Annotated in this window: 22 protein-coding genes; 4 read left to right on the top strand and 18 right to left on the bottom strand. The window is 66.8% G+C overall.

What is annotated here, in order from left to right; genetic code table 11:
• Nucleotides 1-75: 75 nt before the first annotated feature.
• Genes DR843_RS20685 through DR843_RS20680 form a run of 5 tightly spaced genes read right to left on the bottom strand, consistent with a single transcriptional unit; the run spans nucleotide 76 to nucleotide 3962 of the window.
• Entirely contained in the window at nucleotides 76-441 is a 366-nt protein-coding gene (locus tag DR843_RS20685) for a hypothetical protein (protein ID WP_245934261.1), read from the bottom strand.
• A complete protein-coding gene (locus DR843_RS19105) occupies nucleotides 393-989 on the bottom strand; it encodes a hypothetical protein (protein ID WP_245934260.1) in 597 nt (198 codons plus the stop codon). The genes DR843_RS20685 and DR843_RS19105 overlap by 49 nt, the downstream gene beginning before the upstream one ends.
• Nucleotides 986-1855, bottom strand: a complete 870-nt coding sequence (locus DR843_RS19100; RefSeq protein ID WP_109689208.1) for a type II secretion system F family protein — start codon at nucleotides 1853-1855, stop codon at nucleotides 986-988. Before DR843_RS19100 ends, DR843_RS19105 begins: the two co-directional genes overlap by 4 nt.
• Nucleotides 1852-3480 carry a TadA family conjugal transfer-associated ATPase gene (locus DR843_RS19095; protein WP_109689398.1) on the bottom strand — a complete coding sequence of 543 codons (1629 nt, stop codon included), beginning with the start codon at nucleotides 3478-3480 and terminating at the stop codon, nucleotides 1852-1854. Before DR843_RS19095 ends, DR843_RS19100 begins: the two co-directional genes overlap by 4 nt.
• Nucleotides 3477-3962: a P-loop NTPase family protein gene (locus tag DR843_RS20680; RefSeq protein ID WP_245934253.1), complete on the bottom strand. Its 486-nt coding sequence runs from the start codon at nucleotides 3960-3962 to the stop codon at nucleotides 3477-3479. The genes DR843_RS19095 and DR843_RS20680 overlap by 4 nt, the downstream gene beginning before the upstream one ends.
• A 24-nt stretch (nucleotides 3963-3986) precedes the next feature.
• Between DR843_RS20680 and DR843_RS20675 the strand changes: the two genes are divergently transcribed.
• The gene (locus tag DR843_RS20675; protein WP_245934252.1) at nucleotides 3987-4223 is read left to right on the top strand and encodes a hypothetical protein; all 237 of its coding nucleotides are present in this window, start codon (nucleotides 3987-3989) and stop codon (nucleotides 4221-4223) included.
• A 51-nt stretch (nucleotides 4224-4274) separates the two neighbouring features.
• Here the strand turns inward: DR843_RS20675 and DR843_RS19085 are convergent, their stop codons facing one another.
• From DR843_RS19085 to DR843_RS19070, 4 genes are all read right to left on the bottom strand, one after another.
• Complete coding sequence (locus DR843_RS19085) at nucleotides 4275-4985, bottom strand: SAF domain-containing protein (protein WP_245934259.1); 711 nt, start codon at nucleotides 4983-4985, stop codon at nucleotides 4275-4277.
• A 42-nt stretch (nucleotides 4986-5027) separates the two neighbouring features.
• A complete protein-coding gene (locus DR843_RS19885; RefSeq protein ID WP_146202656.1) occupies nucleotides 5028-5456 on the bottom strand; it encodes a hypothetical protein in 429 nt (142 codons plus the stop codon).
• A 482-nt stretch (nucleotides 5457-5938) separates the two neighbouring features.
• Nucleotides 5939-6280: a hypothetical protein gene (locus DR843_RS20225; RefSeq protein WP_170119948.1), complete on the bottom strand. Its 342-nt coding sequence runs from the start codon at nucleotides 6278-6280 to the stop codon at nucleotides 5939-5941.
• Nucleotides 6281-6753: 473 nt separating this feature from the next.
• Nucleotides 6754-7161 carry a hypothetical protein gene (locus DR843_RS19070; protein WP_109689391.1) on the bottom strand — a complete coding sequence of 136 codons (408 nt, stop codon included), beginning with the start codon at nucleotides 7159-7161 and terminating at the stop codon, nucleotides 6754-6756.
• A gap of 175 nt (nucleotides 7162-7336) precedes the next feature.
• On the opposite strand from DR843_RS19070, the gene DR843_RS19065 reads away from it, so the two are divergent.
• Both DR843_RS19065 and DR843_RS19060 read left to right on the top strand, forming a co-directional pair.
• Nucleotides 7337-8107 carry an SDR family NAD(P)-dependent oxidoreductase gene (locus DR843_RS19065; protein ID WP_170119965.1) on the top strand — a complete coding sequence of 257 codons (771 nt, stop codon included), beginning with the start codon at nucleotides 7337-7339 and terminating at the stop codon, nucleotides 8105-8107.
• A 30-nt stretch (nucleotides 8108-8137) separates the two neighbouring features.
• Entirely contained in the window at nucleotides 8138-9136 is a 999-nt protein-coding gene (locus DR843_RS19060; RefSeq protein WP_170119964.1) for a GAF domain-containing protein, read from the top strand.
• On the opposite strand, the gene DR843_RS19055 is transcribed toward DR843_RS19060, so the two are convergent.
• The 6 genes from DR843_RS19055 to DR843_RS19025 all read right to left on the bottom strand — a co-directional run bounded on the left by DR843_RS19055 (nucleotide 9133) and on the right by DR843_RS19025 (nucleotide 15752).
• Nucleotides 9133-9579, bottom strand: a complete 447-nt coding sequence (locus DR843_RS19055; RefSeq protein ID WP_109689385.1) for a helix-turn-helix transcriptional regulator — start codon at nucleotides 9577-9579, stop codon at nucleotides 9133-9135. The genes DR843_RS19060 and DR843_RS19055 overlap by 4 nt on opposite strands.
• 62 nt (nucleotides 9580-9641) lie before the next feature.
• A complete protein-coding gene (locus DR843_RS20220; protein ID WP_170119963.1) occupies nucleotides 9642-9779 on the bottom strand; it encodes a hypothetical protein in 138 nt (45 codons plus the stop codon).
• A 481-nt stretch (nucleotides 9780-10260) separates the two neighbouring features.
• Entirely contained in the window at nucleotides 10261-11205 is a 945-nt protein-coding gene (locus DR843_RS19045) for a ParA family protein (protein ID WP_211310353.1), read from the bottom strand.
• Nucleotides 11206-11396: 191 nt separating this feature from the next.
• Nucleotides 11397-13454: a hypothetical protein gene (locus tag DR843_RS19040; protein ID WP_146202653.1), complete on the bottom strand. Its 2058-nt coding sequence runs from the start codon at nucleotides 13452-13454 to the stop codon at nucleotides 11397-11399.
• Nucleotides 13455-13944: 490 nt separating this feature from the next.
• The gene (locus tag DR843_RS19030) at nucleotides 13945-15408 is read right to left on the bottom strand and encodes a hypothetical protein (RefSeq protein WP_109689375.1); all 1464 of its coding nucleotides are present in this window, start codon (nucleotides 15406-15408) and stop codon (nucleotides 13945-13947) included.
• Entirely contained in the window at nucleotides 15405-15752 is a 348-nt protein-coding gene (locus DR843_RS19025; RefSeq protein ID WP_109689373.1) for a hypothetical protein, read from the bottom strand. The genes DR843_RS19030 and DR843_RS19025 overlap by 4 nt, the downstream gene beginning before the upstream one ends.
• Nucleotides 15753-15979: 227 nt before the next feature.
• Here DR843_RS19025 and DR843_RS19020 point away from each other — a divergent pair, with 227 nt between their 5' ends.
• Complete coding sequence (locus DR843_RS19020) at nucleotides 15980-16837, top strand: M48 family metalloprotease (RefSeq protein WP_146202652.1); 858 nt, start codon at nucleotides 15980-15982, stop codon at nucleotides 16835-16837.
• Nucleotides 16838-16958: 121 nt separating this feature from the next.
• Here DR843_RS19020 and DR843_RS19015 read toward each other — a convergent pair whose 3' ends face one another.
• Genes DR843_RS19015 through DR843_RS19005 form a run of 3 tightly spaced genes read right to left on the bottom strand, consistent with a single transcriptional unit; the run spans nucleotide 16959 to nucleotide 18377 of the window.
• Complete coding sequence (locus DR843_RS19015; protein WP_109689368.1) at nucleotides 16959-17177, bottom strand: hypothetical protein; 219 nt, start codon at nucleotides 17175-17177, stop codon at nucleotides 16959-16961.
• A 55-nt stretch (nucleotides 17178-17232) separates the two neighbouring features.
• Entirely contained in the window at nucleotides 17233-17745 is a 513-nt protein-coding gene (locus DR843_RS19010) for a thermonuclease family protein (protein WP_109689366.1), read from the bottom strand.
• Nucleotides 17742-18377 carry a hypothetical protein gene (locus DR843_RS19005; protein WP_109689364.1) on the bottom strand — a complete coding sequence of 212 codons (636 nt, stop codon included), beginning with the start codon at nucleotides 18375-18377 and terminating at the stop codon, nucleotides 17742-17744. Before DR843_RS19005 ends, DR843_RS19010 begins: the two co-directional genes overlap by 4 nt.
• Nucleotides 18378-18381 lie beyond the last annotated feature (4 nt).

The raw sequence follows: 18381 nt of genomic DNA, 5'->3' as shown, positions 1-18381 counted from the left end.
CTCCTGTGGTGGAGCCGGGTTCTGACGGTTTGGCTTAGAGGTAGTGCCTGCTGGTCCTACGTTGCGACAGTGCGATCAGCTGCCACCCCCGATCACCCGTAGCAGCGCGGGTGCGATCAGCAGGGCCATGAAGATGACCCCTAGCAGGCTCATAGGGATGCTCATTCGTTCGCCGATCTCGTTGGCCTTGGCCAGCTCGGAGTTGAGCATCGCGCCTCGCATCGAGGCGGATCGGGCGCGCAGTTGCGCGTAGATTTGGGTGCCTTCCTCTCCCGATAGCCTCATGATGTCGGCGAGGTCCTCCAGCTCGGCGAGGCCGAGTTCGTGGCCGAGCGCTCGGATGGCTTCCCATGGCGCTTCGCCTGACCAGCGCGAGCGGGTCAGTTCCTCGCTCAGCCGGCGGAACACCCAGCTGTCGCCGACTTCGGCTGCGACTTCCATGGCTTGGCGCGGACCCGACCCTGAGTTGCGCTCCAAGGCGACCAAGTCGATGTAGGCCCCAGCGCCCGGTTGAACTCGTCTCGGGCCTTCTTGGCGTCGTCGCGTGCGTTGTAGTCGGGGAGGAAGAACATCAGTACGGCTAAGCCGACAGTTGCGACGACTGGGATGACGAACGGCAGGTTCAGTCCGATGACCGTGAAGAACACCGTCAGCAGCGGCGGCGTAATCAGGCCGACGACCGCGAAGAGAACCTTCTCGCCGTAGAACCTCGTCGGCGAGATTCGCAGCAGGGCCAGTTCCTTACGCGGGACCCTCGCCCAGGCTCCGGCTGGGAACGTCTTCAGCGCCCATTGTCCAAGCCTTTCGCGCGAGTCTGCCGCCGGACTGGCCACTTCGGTCGCACGGGTGCGACGCACATGTTCGGGAGACAGCCGCTCGAGCGCGTCCCCGAGGTCTGGCTGTGCGGGTACGAGCCGCCAGATCAGCAGCGACAGCCCTAGGCCGACCAGCCCGCCGCCTGCCAAGGCCATCTGAAGTCCGGTGATCATGCGTTGCCTCCTTCGGCCGCCAGGCCGATGAACCTCGGCAGCGGCTTGCCCCGGGTCATCGTCCGCATCCAGACCAGCGTGGCCACATAGGCGCCGAGCAGCAGCGCGAGGATGACCTGTCCGATCGGTGACCCGTACGGGGCCACGTACCGGCCGGTGAGCGCGAGGAAGACCAGGACTCCGACGGTGATCAGCGTGACCCAGCGTGCCGTTGCGCGCGGCTTGGCTCGGTCGGCCTCAATCTGTCGGCGGGCCCGGACGTCGGCGGCCACCGACTCGGCCAGTGACTCCAGCACGTTGGCAAGACCACGACCTCGGCGCCGGGCGCCGAGGATCAGGTTTGCCGCGACCAGGTCGCCGGTGGCGTCGTCCAGGTCGTCCGCGAACGCGCGCAGTGCGTCCTCGGTGCTCCATCGGGCGCCCAGTCGGGCGACCAGGCGAGTCACTTCGGGTCGGATGGCGTCGGGCGTTGATCGCAGGGTCGCGATGAGTGCCTGCTCCAGGCCGACGCCGACGGTGAGAACCCCGGACAGGGAGCGGGTCCACTCCTCCATCCCTTCCAGCCGCTCGATCTTGGAGGCGGCTGGTGGCGCGGTCAGCAGCATGGGCAGTCCGACGATCAGTGCCGGGACGGCCAGTACCGCGATGAACCATCCGGTGACGATTGCGACGATGAGACCCGCACCAGCCCCGACGAGCAGCAGCACTCGAGTCCGAGGGGAGGTCTGACCCAGGCGCGCTATCAGGGGGGTGCGCGTCCGGGCTGGTGCGGGTGGCTTCTGTGGTGCCGGTCGCAGACCGAACACCACGCCAAGGATGCCGGCAACGACGAGTGCGCCGGCCAGGCCAGGAATCAGGGGCGTCATGCCGCCGGCCCTCCGTGCGAGCGGCGCTCCGCTTCGAAAGGACGGGTGTCGAAGCCCTGTGCTTCCAGTGCGGTTCGGATGTGCTCCGGCATCACACTGGCGACCGCGGGTCCGCCCTGAACCGGTCGGAACACCTGTTGGGTCGCGTAGCCGGTGGCTTGCTCTCCGGGCTCGACGGACACGATCTCGGAGATCCACCGCTTGCGGCGCCCGCCCGTCTCGGTGACCGGTGTCGTCTCGAGGTTCACCTGAACGATCAAGTCGATGTGCCCGGCGACTGCACTGGTGGCGTATCCCTCGGAGATGTGGTTGCCGGCCTCCATGGCGCAGGTGATGAGCTTGCGGATCGCCGCCTTGGCGTTGGCTGCGTGCGTCGTGCTGATCGACCCGGAGGTCGACTGCATCGCTTTGATCATGGACAGGATCTCGCGGCCACGGACCTCACCGACAATCGTGCGGCTGAGGATGAACCGGAAGCTGTCGATGAGGAGGTCGTCGAGGGTGATCTCGCCGGCCTGGCGACCGTTCATCCCAACCTCGCCCGAGCCCGGCCGGGATTCCCACGCGATGACTCGCTTGTGCTTGTGCGACAGCTCATTGAGGAAGAGTTCGTACTCGGTCTCGAACGTGCCGATCTTCTCCCACGGATCGATCGCCGCGCAGAGCCCACGCACCAACGTCGTCTTTCCGGCACCCTGGGCACCGGCGACCACAATGTTGAGTCGCGCCCTCACGGCCGCTTCGAGGAAGTCGGCGATCAGCGGGGTCAGCATGCCCGTGTCGGCCAACTGTTCCAGGTTGGTGTCACGGAGCCGGTGGCGGCGGATGACGATCGACGGGCGCGGAGTGACCCACGCGGTGGCCGCGAGCCGCGCGCCGCCCTCCAGTCGCATGTGCAACCGCGGCTGTGCTTCGGAGAAGGGCCGCCCGCTACCGGACTTGCTGCCCAGGAAGCTGATGAACTCCAGGAGCTCGTCGTCGTCCTCGGCGACGTTCGGCCCTTGCTGGATGGTGCCGTCACTGTGCTCGAGGAGCACGTTGTCGTTGCCGTAGACCTCGATGTTCTCAACCGTTTCGTCGTCGACGAGCGGCTGGAATCTCCCGAGGCCGAAGACTGCATTGAAGATGGCCTCAGCCATGTCTTCCTGCTGGCTCAGCGACCAGGACTCACGCCCGGCAGATACCGCCTCGGCGGCCTCACTCTCGAGCAGTTCGACGATGATCGCCCGACCGAGTTCCTGTTGTGCCTGCTGATCGAGCGACCGGTCTTCACCAATTGCGGCACTCAGCTGGTCGGAGGCCTGGCTGCGGAACGCCGCAACGAGGCCCCAGTCGATTCCTTCATGCGCAGTAGCGCCAGTCTTGCGGTGGCCGGAGGCAGCGCTCGGAGAGCTGCCTCCGCTAACCCACCCCGCGACCTCGTCGTCCGGTACGTCGCGGCCGACGGCGTGGATATGTCCCGGCCGGCGGGGTGCGTTCTCCCCGAGTGAGAAGTTGGACCGGACTCGCCCTTGGCGCGGCGGCCGGGGCTGGTCGGCATCTTCCGCGAACAGTGGCAGGGAGGTGGGGTCTGACCGGTCGTCATCCTCGTCCGGGTCGTTGAGGAAGGGGTTGGGCTGGCTCATGCTGTGCTCCCCACGCTCTTGGTGGCCGCTAGATCGACTCGGTTGCTTTCGATGGCCGCTCGGGCGGCCGCGCCTGTCGCGCGCAGCGCTCGGACGAGCGCGCCGTTGTCGAATCTGCGGGGTCGGTTGGCGCCGACCGAGAAGACGGCTGCTGCCGGCGGGTCCCAGGGCAGCGTTGCCGTGACTGGCAGCTCGAGGACCTTGCGCACTTCGCGGGCGCTGTACGGCTGGCCCTCGCCCACGAGCAGGGTGCCCAGTCGCGGCAGGGAGCCTATTTGCTCGAACTCCTCACGCAGTGTTTGCGCCCAGGACCGGGCACCTGACAGTGCGGGCAGGTTTGTCCGCATCGTCAGCAAAGTCAGGTCCGCGTTCAACATCAGCGGTGTGGGAGCTCCGTCAAGGCCGAGGCGACCGGCATCAACGATCACGTCCTGGCCGTTGCGCTCCAGCGCCCGCAGGGCACCTGCCAATGGCCCCCACATGCCTGCCACGCTTCGAGCTTGGGCATGGCTGCGAACCCCGGGCAGAAGAAGAGCGGTGGAGTCTGGAATCGGGATCATCGCTTCCGGAAGCGTCTCGACGAGGACACCGTCACGGTGCGCCAACGCGAGATCGATGAGACCACCCACATGGGCCACGTCACCGTGGAAGTAGCCAGCAAGCAGACCACTTCCTCCGGTCGGGTCGGCTTCCACGAGCACTACCGGCCGCGGCCAGGTCAGCGCGAGCCCAAGCGCCGCTGATGTCACGCCCGGGGACCCGGATGCCGAGGTGAGAAGGATGACCGACATCGCTCAGCGCTCCCGCGAGTCCAAGACCAGCGCAGCCTTGCCCGTGGCGGCCATCGCGGCGACGTCTGGGGCCTGTCCCTCAGGAACGAGCACGTCGACAACCTGCTGGCCGCCGGATCCTCCGGCTGCGACGTCCACCACGGTCGCGGGGATCTCGGTCGGGGTCGAGCCGCTGGTGTACTGCCCCTGCTGGCCGGGGGTGAGCACGATCCGGACGGCGTCGCCGTTCTTCAGCCCATTCGCTGGATACGCGCCCGGAGCGAGGCTGATGCCGACGACGCTCATACCCTTGCCGGGCACCACGCTCGAGGTCACATCTTCGCTGGTCACCAGTCCCCCAGCGGTCAGATCCATGGCCGCGCGCTTGCCCACGACATCGTTCAGCTCCGATGCCGGCAGAGGCTTCAGCGCGGGATCGACACCGACCCGAACGGTCATGAGGTCGTCCCGGGTGATGACCTCACCGCGGTGCACGGTCGAGCGGACGGCGAGGACCTCCTGGGCTGAGTTCATCGACGTGAAGGCCAGCACGGCGAGCAGCGCGCCCAGGCAGACCGCCGCAACGGAGGCCGCGACCAGCAGTGGTCGACGGCGCATCTTCGGCGGTGGCGTCACGCTGTCGCTGGTCTCGATGCCCTGCTCGCCCTCGGCTGGCTTCTTTCCTCGACCGAGACGGCGAACGCTTCGCTGCTCGTCTGTTGGTGCGATTGCCATGCTGTCTCCCCTTGATTCAGTCGGTACGTCGTCGGGTGCTGCTCACTGGGTGAGCACTTGCGCCTCGCCGATCTGGACCGTGGCCCTGCGATTGAGGTCCATCGTGATCGTTCCGGCCTGGCCAATTCCGGACCAGTTGATGACCCAGTGCGACGTCGCGGTGACGGCGTAAGTCCCTTGGCGGGTGTAGGTGTGCCCACAGGTCGGTGACTTTTGCTTCCCGTACGACATGACGTACGGCGTGCCCTGCTGGCAGGTCACGGTCTGTCCGTCGCCCATGTCCCAGACCACATCGGACACCGTCGCCGTGGCCGTCACCGTGTACCCCTGCGCTGAGGCGCTCTTAGTGATTGGTCCCCACGTGTTGGGTGCGGGCTGCTTGACCCACATCCAGTTCGGCATCCCCACCAGTCCGACAGAACCGGCAGTAGGTTCAGGAGCCAGCCCCATGGCCACCGCTTGAAGGTTCATTGCCCTGATTGCTTGCTGCGCGAGCACGCGGGGGTCAGGTGGCGGCGCCACGGCCGGCGCAGTCGCAGCCCAATACTTGAGCGTCATGGTCGCCAAAGACCGCCCAAACCCTCCACCCCAAAGGCAGTCGTAGATGGCGCCGTCGGTGTGACCCTTCCAAACCGGGTCCGACTTCGGCGGCTGAGGGTTGCTCTTGCCGATCGGCCAGCACTGCACACCGTTCACGGTGATTGGTCCCACTCCCGCCGGCGGGCCACTGATCGGTTGCTTCGGAGGGTCACCCTTCGCCGGCGGTCCCGTGGGCGGCGTCGGCGGACGCGTGCCGGGCGGACCGGTGGGCGGAGTCACCCAGATGACGCAGCGTCCTCGCACGTCATAGGACTGGCACTTCGGCGGCGCGGCGTTTGCTGCGGGTGCCGACATCACAGCACTCAGCAACGCTGCGGCGAGCACCGCGGCGATCGTGCCTCCGCGGAGCCGGGTCAACATGTCTTCCCCGTGGGCTGTGTGTACGCGACCCGCCAACCTGTGGCCTTCGGGTACTGATAGTTCGCCACCGCGACCGTCTCGACGGCGCGAGGCTTCCGGTCGGGAGGCACGATGGACTTGCCTTGGTAATCCACGATGTTCACCTTGCTGACGTCGAAGCACACGCTGTACGTGACGATCGGAATGCTTGGCGGGGTCTCTTTCGGCTTGTTGGTCAGATCGATCTTGGTCTGCTTGACCGAGATCACCTGGGTGGATCCGATTTGCTTTGTGTAGGCCGTCTTTGCAGACGTCAACGTGTTCCGGAGACTGTCCAACTCGGTGCCGATGGCCACGCCGTCGAAGCACGTCATCGGTGCGCTCTGTGGGTCGAAGAGACAGCGGTCGCTCACCGAGAAGTACTGATCGACCATCGCCCGAGCCCGAGTCGCTGGCGAGTTCGGATCACTCGTAGTGCTTGTCGGAGCTGAAGGGTGCGTGGCCGAGCCCGTTGAGGGCGAAGCCGAGCTCGTGGTGCTGGATGAGGGCTTGCCGCTCCCTCCGTCACCACAGGCGGAGGCCAGTAGCGCGCTGCCCAGCACGAGGGCTGCGCCCGCCACGCGCGTCGACTTCGTCATATCGATCTCCTTGTTGTCTCGTGTGCCAGAAGGCCCGCTTGGCGGTCCCTGGCGGTCAGGTGAGTCCAAGTCGATGCACACACACTAGTGCATCTGACTCGTGCATGGGTGCCGCCGTCCACAGGGACGTGTTGTCGACGTGCCACGGAGGTCTCCCCTTTCTGCACCACGGCGATGGTTCCGCCGGGATCTCAGCCTGCCTGAGCGCGATACGAAGGTCGGCCGACGGCCTCGGCTGATGTGTTGAACAGACGCCGACTCAGGACGCCGGCGTGTTCGGCCTGGAGGATGAGTTCGTGCCATTCGTCGAGCTCGGCGTCCGATGTTTCGGTGTCGCGAGCTTCCAGGTCAGCCGCACGGGCCAGGAGTCCTTCGACGAGGCCAGCGAGCCGGTCGCCAAGGTCGCGTGGCACCGCTCCTCTGAGCCGCAACCGGTTACCGTCGTGGACCACAACGATGCCGCGGCCGTAACCGGACCGACGAAGGATGGTCTTGACGACGTCGAGGTAGCAGCCGGCCCAGCCGTCGATAACGACATCGGCATGTGCGGTGTGTACGGCACCCTCCCCCTGGAGGGTCCGTCGACAGGTCGACGGCATGGTGAGGTCCTTTCAGCGTGCGCGCCCAAGCGCTGCACACCGTGCTATGCAGTGTCCCGTGAGACACCGCCTTCTTAGCTCAGGACCCCGGCCGACACGTCAGGCGCGGAGCCGATCTCACTTGCGTGAGCGGCAGCGGGATCGTACCTCGCCGGCGTCAGGGCCTCATTCCAATGTGCCGCACGGCACAGCCCTGATCACCGGTGCTGCGGGAGGCATCGGCAGCGCGCTAGCGCACGAACTGTCAGCCACCCACGAGGAGCTGATTCTTGTTGATACTGACGGCGATTCGCTGTCCTCGCTCGGTGCCGCACTACCTTGCCCGACACGCCTTGCGGTCCTCGACGTTACGCACCCGCGATACCGGCACGACCTCACAGATTTGGTGCAATCCGTACCATCTCTTGACGGTCTCTTTACCTTCGCTGGGGTGATGCACACCGGCACGGTCCAGCGGAGCACCCTCGACGACCTCGTCCGTGTCATCGAGATCAACCTCGTGGGCACCATAGCGACCGTGCACGCCTGTCTGCCATATCTGGCGGCCGGGGCAAGCGTCGTCACAGCATCGAGCGCGATCGAGGGCATCGCTTTTCCGAGGCACGCGACCTACGTGGCGAGCAAGGCAGGCGTCTACGGCTTCACTCGGACCCTGGCCAACGAACTCGAGCACGAGAACGCGAACATCCGTGTGAGCACGGCCCTCATCGGCGGAGTCCACACCGACATCCTCCGTAACGGCAGCTTCGCCGCTGACGAAGACCCAGCCGTGCGAGCCGCGAGCTTCGATCGGCGGGTGGCGAGGTCCTCTGCCGAACAGATCGCACACACCATCGTGCGGGGTCAGCAGCGCGGGGCCCGCGTTATTCACGCCGGCCCCGACTCCCACATCGCGTCACTCCTGGCCCGGACTCTCGGTCGATACACTCGACTTCCGCGCATGTGAGTGACTCGTGGCGGAAGGGGGAAGGGGAATATGTCTAGCCCGGAGTGGTGTCTCGTCGAGACATTCGGCCTCAAGCCACCGACGCTGATCGGCCTTGGCTCTCGCCCGCGGAACATGGTGCCGCTGGAGAAGTTCTTCGCCCGCAATCGCGCTTCGCTGGCCGCGGCCCAGACCGCGATCGGCCAGGTGGCGGCCACTGGGGAGCCGTACGACGTGACTGCGGCTGGTGGGCGACGGTGCCTGGCTCATCCACTGCGCGCTTATGACGGGCGCGTCAACGGCGCCTGGCTATGGCTCGGCGGGCCGAATGTGTCAGAGCCGCCTTCACACGATTTGGCTGGCGCCTGGTATTTCAATCTCACCACTTTTGAGGTCGCCGGTTCTGACGAGTTGCTCGACCTCTACCACCAGCCGAAAGATGAGCGGCGGACGAAGCGAGCAATGGGTGAGGCGTTCACGCGACTTGCAGCCGGCCCTGACGCCTCCGAAGCCCTGGCGAAGATCGTGCAGTCTCAACCAGGTAGCGAGCACCAGGCGATTTGGACGGTCGTCTGTGACGATGGAGACCGGCGTGCCGCACACTTCTCGTGTCGGGCGATCCTGCATGAACCGTCGGATGGCCCCCAGATCGTCATGCACGGCATCACGCACGACATCGGGCCCGCCGACGACGTTCCTCAGGCCCCTCAGCTGGCTGTTCTCGAGCGGCGAGTGCTCGACGCCGCAGTTCGGCCCGGCACCCACCGCGCGATCGTCGACGTTCGCTCCGGACACATCATCCAGTGGGTCGACTTGCCACCTACCGTGATCGACTGGGCCGTCCCGGGCGTCGACATCTTTCACCCTGACGACGCCAGCCGCGTCCAGGGCCTGAATCGGCTGGTCGACGGCGCAGCGACCGCGACAATCCGGCTCCGCGGCACCGACGCCCCATGGCTCCCGGTCAAGGTCACCAGCCAGCCCATGTTGCTGGACAACGCCACCACGGCCGCACTGTGGACCATCGATCTGGGGCAGGGAACCGACTAGTCCGCGCTCTCGCGGCGACTGCGCGAGACCTCCAGTGCCTCTTTTAGCTCCGCCAGTCTGACTCCTAGAACACTCGCTAGAGGTGTCAGGTCAGCGTCGTGCGGCATCTTCCGAAACGCGCCGGCCTCCCAGCGGATGTATGTCGCGGCCGCGAGATGTGCCCTGCGCGCGGTTTCCCGCGAGTCGTACCCGGCCTCCAGTCTCAGGAGGCGCAAGTCAGCAGCCCCGTCGACACCATCGAGCAGATCTACGACCCGTATTCCCAGCGCCTTGGCCAGTTTGCCGATCGTCGCTGCCCTTGGGGTCGAGGAGCCCAACTCCCACCGCGACACTCGCTCCCCACCGGCGACCCCGATCAAGCGGGCCAGCTGGGTTTGGGTCAACCCAGCCTTTTCGCGGGCATCACGCAATGCGTTTGCGCGGAAGGCGAGACGATTAGGCACCCAGGAACCTTATGGGCCCTGTTGGGAGCCCGTGGGCGAAGGGGCCGAAACCCCTGTCCGCGTCAGACGACGGCGTTGGTCTGCCTGGTGGCCACCTGGAGTGCGCCAATCACCACCAGCGTGCGCGTCACGTCGCGCTGAGCACGGTCGGCTGCGGAGGCGCGTAGAGCCTCCACTGCCTCCAGCTCCTCGTCCGTCACCCGCGCCGTGACCTGTGTCGTCGGGCCGCCCTCCCGGTTCTGTCCGCGTAGACGGCGTGGACCTTCCGCCGCCTCCACAAGCCCAGCAATGGCCCCTAGGACAGCCTCTGAGTGGTCCTGGCACGTCCAGCTCACCAGCTGCCCCCACGACGGCTTGCCGCGGCCTTTTACGAGGTCGAGCGCTCCGCTGTACAGCGACGCTGGGACGCGGGCGGGGATGACCGTGATGCCGGCCGGCTCCCGGTCGCTGCCGGCGGGTCGCCCACCCTGCCCACGGGGAGCGACAACTGCCCCGCCGGCGGCGGGCCGGGGCACGTCAGTGCGTGGCTGCGGCGTGCTTGGCTCGACTCCCTCGCGCTCCTCGGAAACCCGCCGAAGCAGCCCTCCGAGGGGTGCGGCTTCAGGTTCCGGGGCTGCCGGAGCGGTCGGTTGGTCGCCGGCGTCCTGCCGCGCGACGTCGAACACGTTCTTTCCTACTCGCCTAGGCACTCTTGGCCGCCTCTCGGTCACCGATCCTCGTGAGGATCTCGCGCGTCAGCTGCTCGTAGTCCCCTGCCAACGCGTCCCCAGAACTGCGCGACCACCACACGTCTTGGTCTCCCTTCACGGCGTGCGCCGCGCCGCGCGCCCGCTCACGAAGGTCGGCAAGCCGACTCTTGCGCTGGTTCACTGCTTCGGCCGCCACCTCCTGGGCCGACAAACCATGTCTACGTGCATCAATGGCGTTGGCCGCGTTGTAACGGATCATCGCCTCGAACGGCGCACCAGCCTCCCCGAGCGCTTCGGTCAGCTCGGCCCGGATCGCCTGGTTCCGTACGGTCGCGCGGTGGTCGACCATCGTCAGCACTGCTCCCAGGAACTCGATCTCCGCGCCCTTGTTCGAGACTGCGTCCGCGTATCGGGCGCCCATCTTGTCGAGCCCGTCGAGGGATGCCTCATCACTGTTCGTCGGGACGATGAGCCAGCGGGCCGCTAGCAAGTACGCGTCAAGCAGGGCCGTATCGCCGGGGCCCGAATCGATCAGCACCAGGTCGTACTTCTGTGAGGCACACAGTCGGCCGAGCGCGCCCCGCAAATTCGATTCAAGACGAACCCCTGAACCCGGGCTGACGGCCGCGCCGAGTGCGCCCTGGAGCTCGGGTCCGCCGCTGATCACGTCTACTCCCCTCACGGTCTCCGGAGTGAGGTCGATTCCGTACTGCATCGCCATTGCCAGCGCTCGGCCGCGATCAGTCTCCAGGCCGAAATCGATCTTGCTCACGTTCCCCTGCGGGTCCCCGTCGACCACGAGCACTCGGTAGCCCGCTGCGGTCAGCACAGCGGCGATCGCTCGGACGAGGCTCGACTTCAAGACCCCACCCTTGCGATTCGCCACAAGCACGACCCGGCTCAGCACATCCGTCCAGTCATCCATGTGTGTATTCATACCGCCTCCTGCCGTCTACTACGGCTGCGACACGCGCTAGCGTCGTGCATCTTCATCACGCCTACCTTGCCGCTTCGCTCGTGTATTAACGTATGTATAGAAGTTTATACATGTTTCGTGCTTGCTGTGCTGCTCGTCCCGTAGATTCATCCACCGCGTCATAGTCATCGCTACTTCCTGCTCCCTCTCCGTCACCTGGCGATGACGGAGTCTCGGTCGAAGCCGGGAAGAGCAGCTTGACTCTCGAGGAAGGCCTGGTCGCGACCCGCACCGGGCGCCCCGAAGACGCGCGTGCTCTCGCGGCGCATCTCAGCACCCTGGGTCGCCTGACTGATGCCGTACCGATCGCGGTGCCTACGCCAAGCGGCCACGTACGCCTGCTGGAGCGGAGGGGCAAGGCCAGCGAACCACATCGCTCTGTCGGCCGACTCGCGTTCCAGTGTCGCGGGGGAGAGGTGATCCACCCAGTGGTCATGTCGCTCGGCCTCGTCGACGCCCGCCCGCCGCCGGCGATCCGCCCAGGCCGACTTGAGCCGCTCTTGTTCGTCGATCGACTGCGATCGGAACCGGTCCGACAGCGACGCGGCTCGCTCGAGTCGTTCCGATCGCTCAAGCTGGTCCCACCATGCCTTCTCGCGCGCCCGATTCGCCTTGAGCGCCGCCGCACGCGCCACACTCCAGTCACTGCGTGCGCCGGCGCGGTACGCCGCGCGCTCGGCCTCGATCCGCTCACATGCCTCGGCGTGGCGGGCTGCTGCCTCCTCCCGAACCGCCACGGTCGGCGGGCTAGTCAGGCACATCCACTGGCCGGCCTCGTCACACTGCACCAGACCCGCCCGGGCGAGTGCGGTGAGGGCAGCTCTCGTCGTCCGCAGCTGGCTGGCTGAGGGCTCGTCCGCCCTGTTCTCCACGATCGCCGCCGCTGCACAAAGCTCTCCAGTTGTCTGGGGGTTCGAGGTGCGCTGGAGGGTTCGCCAGAGCTGGTGGCTAGCGCGGGGCAGGGTGCTCCATAACCCTCGTACCTCTTTGGGCCCGGGGGTGTGAAGACCAGGTGGGAGGATTTCCCTCACCCCTTCCAGACGAGGAACTTCAAACTCAAAACTCGAGCTGTCGCACTTCGTGGTGCTGAAGGTCGAGGTATCGAGCCGCCCTAGCCGGCCGTCGAGATCGCGCAGGGCCTGGCGGATGGTGGCTCGATCGCTGACGCCTGTGTCCAAGACCAGGTCACGCTCGGGCACGGGAACTCTCAATGTGTTCGTGCGCTCCATCCGGTCGAGGATGTGGTGACCAACCAGGAGCAGCGACGGACGCCGCCGCGCCGGGTGACGCCATTGGAGGTCATCGAGGACGTCGCGGGCCGCCGCGACCGCGGCGGCGACCGCGGGATCAATTTGGCGGACGGGCTCGAACGCGTCGTCGTTACGGACCGCCCGGTTCCACACGTACTGGATCCACCAGGAGCGACCTCGCGCTTTGGCCTTGCCCATGGCGCTCGGGTGGGATCCTGAAATCTCCTGCCAAGCTGATGCGGCGTCGTGACCGCAGCGCAGCAGCCATGCGGTGGCGATTGCTTCCCAGGACGACCCCCACGGCTTCACCTTGTGGTCGTGGCCACCGATCTCCGGGCGCTCCCCGGTTCGCAGGTACGCCGCCCATTCGGGCGGCAGATCCATCCGTCGTCGCGGCCGCGGCTTCAACGGTGCCCTGCCCGGCGCTTCTGCTCGGTTCGTGGTCGTTGGGACAGCTGCGGCCAGTCGTGGGAGTGTGCGTAGTGCCTCTCGGAGATCTCCCAGCGCCTGTGGGTGGGGTCCGGTGCGGTGTGGTGCGCTCAGCGGTCGGATGGCGGTCCGTAGGTCAATGGACCTGGCCGCGACAGCGTGCTTCTCCCGCAACGCTCCGATGTATTCGCGCAGCTGCTTGTGCTCCGGTGGGAGAGCGATGAAGACGTGGTTCCGGCCGTCGACCGGGCCGGAGGGCCGCACGAGGTTCCACGTGTCGTGCTGAGCGCACCAGCGGGCGATCTCCTCAGTGATCGCGTGACCGTGGATACCGTCGACGTCGACGTCGACGGCGGACATCCCGAGACGCAGCCGGCCGACGATTGACGCCACCCGTCCTCGGCCGAGCAGGGCCAGGCCCGCATCAAGAGACGGGACGACGACGCCAGCGACGCGGGCGTTCGCGGCGTCGATGGCGAACCAGCCCGTTGGGTCGAACACGGCCTCGTCGAGTGCTCGTGAAGCAGCCAAGACACGCCGACCCCTGCGTGTAGGGGTTGCGATGTCGGCTGCCGTTGCTACAGTAGGCAGCGCAAAGCCTCCTTACTTGGGAAGAGTTGGGACTTTCATCACGTCGGATCTGCGGCAAACAGATCCGGTGTCACTTTCGACTAAAGGCCGTCGCCGGCAAGCGGCGGCTTTCGTCGTTTCAGGGCAATGCCCCGATCAGGCTCCCTGCGCGAACGCCTCCTCATCGAGACAGAGGGGGCTCTCCGGGCGCACGAAATGTTCCCGTGCGTCGGCCTGAACCAGGAGCTCGATATAGGCAGCGATGCTGATGCCTGCTGCGTCCGCTGCGGCTCGCGCCGCGTCACGTGTTTCCGGGGATACGCGTCCCTGGAGCAGAACGGCCGGCGTACCTGCCGGCACCGCGCGCTTTGCGCGCCCTCTGACCGCTGCCATGGCTGACATACTGCCAGCCGAATGCATACCGCTCCCGGATGCTCCGTACTGCGGCGTGTCACAGAGTGGGAGCAGGTTGCCGGCCAGGCGCCGGTGTCGCAACGCGGTCTTTTTCCTCCGGGCGACATCGTGCGCAGCCCTGGGTTTCGTCGACCGGCGGGCGCGCGACGTTCGTCAACGCTCCTGTCGCGGACATGGCGGCTCGGCTCACCTCCACGACCTCGTCAGCATCCGAAACCAGTGACTGCCGGACGATGTCGGGGATCTTGACTGCCCGGTTGGCGTGCACATCCGCGGGGGATACCGGGGCGCTGAAGTCGTGGGTGCTGGCCCTGTTCGGGTCGGTCTGATCGACCTCTCGGGTCCATGCGGCCATGATGCGTGCAGAACCCTGCAATTCCGGTTCCTGATCGACAACATCTCGGTAGACGCAGGCCAGCTCTGCCGTCGCGATCATGGCCTGCTGGACGGTCACCGCTGCGTCGGCCAGGTCGACACGGCTCGCCATGACGTCGGGGGTAGCCCATCGTGTCCGGTCAAAGGCGATCTCGTGTACTGCGGCTCGGCACTCGCCTGCGGCGTGCACGAGGGCAGGGTCGGCTCGTTCGCCCCTACTGCTCAACGTTCCCCACCGATTCGCTCCTCGGGCCCATGACTGTTGGTTGGCGTCGAGCGCGGGCGCGAGCCGGTGCTGGTAGTCATCTCCGTCGACACGACCAGCAGCAGCGGCCGCGCCGAGGAGCGCTGTGCTTGCCGTGGCGATCATGGCCTGAGTTCCGGCAACCAGGTTCAGATTCGCTGCGCTCGGTGCAGCGGCGAGCGTGCGGTGGGCCTGGATGTCCCAAGCAACGAAGGCCTGGTGGAGCCGGCCGGTGCCCCACGGTGGGGTGTAGTGCTCACCGGCCAGCACTCGGCTGAAACCGTTGCCCACGTAACCGCCGGCGAGCTGCTCGAATGCTGTGATTCGGGTTGCCGCGTCCTGGCCTCGAGGGATGCCCCGCAGCTCCCGCGCGCTTGCGCGCTTAGTTGATCTTGCTCGCACGTCGTCGACGTGCTGATGCACGGCCACGCCCACGGCGTGCGCGCCGACGTAGAGCGTGTGCATCACGCGCATCCGCGCAGAATCGAGGTCCTTGCGGCCGGCCTCCGTTCGAGGTCTCACGTGTCGCCCAGGGCCGGCGGCCAGCTCGGCCGCTCGCTGAAGGTTGCCAGCGATGCTGAGCAGCCGCTCGTCGGGCGGCCCGTCACCCGGCCAGCCCTGCGCCAGCTGCACCCTGTGCTGCGCTTGGCTCATCGCCTCCAGTCGCTGCATAGTCGCGCCGTCGACCGGACTTGAGAGCCGGTGTGGTGGCAGCGCGGACCACAGCTCCCCGGCCGCTTGCACCACCTCGCCCCAGGTGCGCAGCATCGCCGCGGCATCATCTCCGTCAACATCGAGGAGCAGCTGCCGGCTCTGGAAGTCGGCGTCCAGCAGCAGCTCGCCGATCGAGCGTCCGTCCACCGGGGTCGACGACGTGCTCACGAGCTGGCCTCGCGCAGCAGGTCTGTGATGCTGACGACGATCTTGGAGAACCCCGCGGTCTCATCCTCGATCGGGACGTTGCGGGCAAGTCGCTCGGCGATCCGGAGGAGTTCCAGGGGGTCATCCTGGGTCGGCGCCGGCCAATAGGGGTCCAGTTGCGAGGGCACGAGGAGCGCGGTCTCGGCCGCGGCCAGCTGGAGCCCGAGGCTGAGGACATGTCTGACCGATCGTGGTCCTTCGGCGGCCGCCTGTCGGCCAGTCTGTGCGGCCGCGTGGTGCAGCACTCTCGCGATCGTTGCGATCGTCTCCTGCGTGTCGTGCGGCAACAGGGTGGGTGTGGTCACGGCGCGTCTCCTTCCGGTTGATTCGGTCTGGCGACAATCCAGCCAGGTCGCCGGTCCTGCCCGCACCGACCAGTCGGTGCCTGTGGATAACTCGATGGCTGTCTGCGGGACGGGTGAAACTGGTCTTGCAAGCCCTAAGGAGCGCGGCTTGCGCTGGCGGCTACCAAGCCACCAGGTCGAGGCACTTGCACTAGTGCCCTTTCGAGGGAGCAGGAGTAGTGATCGCGATGAGCAGTCATCGGAGGCTGTACCGCGCCTTGAGCGACGGGGCCGGCGTGCTGGTGAGCACGCTCGTCACCTGCATGCTGGGTGCCGTCGTGCACCCAGCACTGGGGCTGGCGTTGTTTGTTGCCGGGCTTGTCGTGTCCGCGGCGCTGCTCGCTGGCCGCGGCGAAGAGCTCGCTGTTCGACTGCTGGCCAGGGCTCGCCGCCCGCAGGCCTACGAGCTGGCCGCGTTACGGCCGGCGATCGCTGTACTCCAGGAGCACGACCTCGCCTCGGAGATCCGGCTGTTGGTCCGTGATGGAACGGGCATCCGAGTCGGAGGCGCTGGACGCCGAACCGTCCTGGTGTCGCAGGGCCTGATCGAGGCCGCTGCGTCCAGACGAGTCCGACCGGACGAGGTCGCTGCTCTGCTAGCCCACGCCCTCGGTCGGGTCCGGCTTGGACAGACCAAGTACGACGCTGCGCTCGAGTTCTGGCTTCTGCCGTGGCGGGTACTCCAGTCGTTCGCGCGTGGTGTCGGCCGAGCTGTTGGCTGGTTCCCGCTGACTGGGCTGGCTTGGCGTCTGCGTTTCGTCATGGGCCTGGTCGCGATGGTGCAGGGCTTCGCCGAGGGCCGCGGCCTGTTCGGCGTGATCGGCACCGTCGTCGTGGCGGCGTCGTATGTCGTGCCGTGGTCGGCGCGGCAGGCTGAGCTCTCGTCCGAGGATGAGGCTGATGCGTTCGTTGCGGATGCCGGCCTCGGGGACGCGCTCTCACGATTTTTGGAACGCGGCCGCCGCACGCCTGGTGTTCTTCTTCGGGTGCACAGGCTGCGAGCCGCGACGGTGCATGAGCCTCAGCGTCCTGTCCTCATGTCATGACTCCTGGGGGCAGCAATCCGCCCATCTGGGCGGGCCGGTCACCGTCTCGGCACCGACTCTGGCCTCGGGCAAGGGTGAGGTCCGGTCGCTGCACGTTTGCGACCGGACCTCACTCCTATGTTCAGCGGCGTGGGCCCGCACTTGTTGAGGGGTCGTCGTACGCCCAGGCCTCTGCCTCGGCGTACTCAGCGCCCGTCCGTGCAGCCACACTGCTCTCTCTGACCGCGATGCGCTGCTGGTCCTCCGCGGCCTCGGCGGCACCGATCGCTGCCGATCGTCGCTCTGCCTGGATTTCCAGGCCTTCTTCTTTCGCGTCGTCAGCTGCTGATGCGTCGTTCATGACTCTTCCTTTCGTCCCGTGTCTCCCCAGAAGGTGCAGACAGCGTTGCTGGCGGTCAGCTGATGTCCGCGCAGTCGCGCCACATACCAACCCGCCGCTTCTGAGCGGTTCCGGCGACGTCGACGTAGCGGTCGGCCCGAGCAACGCGCGGGGTGGATGGCCTCGCCCACGCGTACCCTTCGCGCAGCAACGCCTCCTGCACATCGACGCCGCGGATGCTCACGTAGCGAAGTAGCCGCCCGTAGCTGTCCTGGTCGGCCGCTGCCGGGTCTGCTGTCAGCAGGATCTGGGTGCCTCGAGGTGCGAGCCGGCGAAGTTCCGTTCGGGCTTGCTGCCCAAAGCATTGTCCGACCCGGCCGGGGTGATCGATCTCTGGTGCGTTGATGCCGAGCAGTCGGATCCGCCGCGCAGTCCCATCGAGATCGACGTTCAGGGTGTCGCCGTCCAGGACGTACGTGACCCTCGCGGTCTGCTGCGCAGCCGAGTGACGGTCGTCGTGCCGGGTTCCTACCGCGATGGAAGCGACGAGGGCACCCGCTAGGACTAGCGCCGCGGTGATTGCTCTCATCGGGCGACGCCGAGGGTCGGCCCGACTACCGTCGACGATGCTTCTCGTCGCGGTGTCCGGCTGGAGACGCCCTCGACGTGGTCATCCGGTGCGCCGGCCACCGCTGCGGCGTGACTGCGAGCATGGCGCAGGTAGGGGAGTGCGTCGGCGATCTGCTCTCTTGCTGCTGTGATCCGGGCGCCTGAGGATGGGTCGTCGCGCAGCTGTGCGGCCGCGTCCTCGAGGTGCGGCCGCGCCTTCTGGATGGCCACGGTGACCTCGATCGTGTCGGTCAGCGTGTCGACGACCTGGTCGTGGTTCGCAGGGGTCAGATGTGGTGGTCGCGCCATGGTCATCGCGTCTCGGTAGGCGTCCCGCAGGTGGTCGTCAGCCCGGCCGAGATGGACGAGAGACTCCTCAACTGTGTCCCGATAGCAGTTGATCAGCCCGATGATGGATTCTTGGACGCCGGTTGACCAGCCGGTCGTCGAACCGAGGTCCTCCTTCCGTTGCTGGAGCCCCCGGTCAGCGCCCTCTAGGTAGTGGGTCGCGCACTCCAGATAGTGCTCGATGTTGCCCATCGCCAGCTGCACACGTTCGGCGAGAAGATCGCCTCCGGTTGCGTCCGGACGAGCGGTTGGCTGATCAGTCATCGGC

The organism is Branchiibius hedensis, assembly GCF_900108585.1.
Classification (GTDB): domain Bacteria; phylum Actinomycetota; class Actinomycetes; order Actinomycetales; family Dermatophilaceae; genus Branchiibius; species Branchiibius hedensis.
The sequence above is the reverse complement of the archived record's forward strand: the minus strand, read 5'-3'. Positions and strand labels throughout refer to the sequence as shown.

Excerpts from the sequence above, each read along its gene's own strand:
- DR843_RS19010 (WP_109689366.1), bottom strand. The coding sequence starts at position 17,745 with ATGAGAGCAATCACCGCGGCGCTAGTCCTAGCGGGTGCCCTCGTCGCT.
- DR843_RS19060 (WP_170119964.1), top strand. The coding sequence starts at position 8,138 with ATGTCTAGCCCGGAGTGGTGTCTCGTCGAGACATTCGGCCTCAAGCCA.
- DR843_RS19085 (WP_245934259.1), bottom strand. The coding sequence starts at position 4,985 with ATGGCAATCGCACCAACAGACGAGCAGCGAAGCGTTCGCCGTCTCGGT.
- DR843_RS19095 (WP_109689398.1), bottom strand. The coding sequence starts at position 3,480 with ATGAGCCAGCCCAACCCCTTCCTCAACGACCCGGACGAGGATGACGAC.
- DR843_RS19100 (WP_109689208.1), bottom strand. The coding sequence starts at position 1,855 with ATGACGCCCCTGATTCCTGGCCTGGCCGGCGCACTCGTCGTTGCCGGC.
- DR843_RS19015 (WP_109689368.1), bottom strand. The coding sequence starts at position 17,177 with ATGAACGACGCATCAGCAGCTGACGACGCGAAAGAAGAAGGCCTGGAA.
- DR843_RS19020 (WP_146202652.1), top strand. The coding sequence starts at position 15,980 with ATGAGCAGTCATCGGAGGCTGTACCGCGCCTTGAGCGACGGGGCCGGC.
- DR843_RS20680 (WP_245934253.1), bottom strand. The coding sequence starts at position 3,962 with ATGTGGGGGCCATTGGCAGGTGCCCTGCGGGCGCTGGAGCGCAACGGC.
- DR843_RS19045 (WP_211310353.1), bottom strand. The coding sequence starts at position 11,205 with ATGAATACACACATGGATGACTGGACGGATGTGCTGAGCCGGGTCGTG.
- DR843_RS19105 (WP_245934260.1), bottom strand. The coding sequence starts at position 989 with ATGATCACCGGACTTCAGATGGCCTTGGCAGGCGGCGGGCTGGTCGGC.
- DR843_RS20675 (WP_245934252.1), top strand. The coding sequence starts at position 3,987 with ATGGCTGCGAACCCCGGGCAGAAGAAGAGCGGTGGAGTCTGGAATCGG.
- DR843_RS19070 (WP_109689391.1), bottom strand. The coding sequence starts at position 7,161 with ATGCCGTCGACCTGTCGACGGACCCTCCAGGGGGAGGGTGCCGTACAC.
- DR843_RS20685 (WP_245934261.1), bottom strand. The coding sequence starts at position 441 with ATGGAAGTCGCAGCCGAAGTCGGCGACAGCTGGGTGTTCCGCCGGCTG.
- DR843_RS19005 (WP_109689364.1), bottom strand. The coding sequence starts at position 18,377 with ATGACTGATCAGCCAACCGCTCGTCCGGACGCAACCGGAGGCGATCTT.
- DR843_RS19885 (WP_146202656.1), bottom strand. The coding sequence starts at position 5,456 with ATGAACCTTCAAGCGGTGGCCATGGGGCTGGCTCCTGAACCTACTGCC.